Origin of the sequence: Rhodoplanes sp. SY1 (genome assembly GCF_046000175.1) — a bacterium.
Lineage (GTDB): Bacteria > Pseudomonadota > Alphaproteobacteria > Rhizobiales > Xanthobacteraceae > Rhodoplanes.
In genome coordinates, this window is sequence record NZ_JBEOMB010000332.1 from 1 (window position 1) to 907 (window position 907).

Annotated in this window: 1 protein-coding gene; it reads left to right on the top strand. The window is 72.3% G+C overall.

Annotated features, from left to right (window positions below; translation table 11 throughout):
- The first annotated feature begins 610 nt into the window (after positions 1 to 610).
- The gene (locus ABTU92_RS29460) at positions 611 to 841 is read left to right on the top strand and encodes a hypothetical protein (protein ID WP_408095097.1); all 231 of its coding nucleotides are present in this window, start codon (positions 611 to 613) and stop codon (positions 839 to 841) included.
- The last annotated feature ends 66 nt before the right edge of the window (positions 842 to 907 follow it).

The following is a 907-nucleotide window of genomic DNA, read 5'->3' on the forward strand; positions in this document are numbered from 1 at the left end:
GACAGGCCGGACGAGATCGCGAGCTTGGTGCCGACGCGCAAGCTCATTCTGAAGCGGGACATCGTGGACGACCTGGGTTCGATCAGCCTCGGTTCGAGCAGCCGGAGACGGGCGGCCCGGGTTCGGAGAGCCCGGACCCGAGCAGCCTCGGTCCGGGCCGTAGGGACGCCGCGCACCCACCCGATCGCGGGGAGCGCGAAGGGGTGCGGGAGTCCGGCCGTCGATCGAGCATCGACCGACACCCCTGAAGGTCTCGTAAAAGACGAGCTAAGTAGATCATCTCTCGTATTTACGGACTATACTTCAATCGACTCCCGGGCCGGACCGCGGTCGACCGATCGCCCCGACCGGGCCCGCGGTCATGCGGCCCGCGCCGTCCCGGTGTCGCGCACCGGCGCGCTCGACCGTCGCGCCCGAAACCCGAACTACACGGGCCCGGAGCGGCGGACCGCCGATGCGCTGGCGCTCCGGCGAACGGTGCGGCGGTCCGACGGCCGGCCCGTCGGCGGGACAGGGATGCCCGGGATGGCTGGGCGTCGAGCCATGGGGCACCGGCGCGTGCTGCGGCGCAGCGCCGCGCCGGCGGCGCGGTGGCGGCTCACGACGGTCATTGAGCCACCCCGACCAGCCGGGATACAGTTCGGTCGGCGGCACCCGCCCACCAACGCGCGAGGCCGTCGCGGAAACCGCCACGCGCATTCGGCGTTGGGGTCTGCGGCGGCACCGGACCGGAACCGCCGGACCGGGCCGCCTGTCCGTGATCCGCCTGCTCGCGCTCCGCCTGCCCGTGCTCCGCCTGCCCGTGCTCTGCGTGGTCGTGATCTGTCTGTCCGTGCTGTGAGATCGGAACCCGCGTTTGGACCCCTCGTGCTACTCGCTCGCCGAGGCCCCGGCCGACACATGGTCG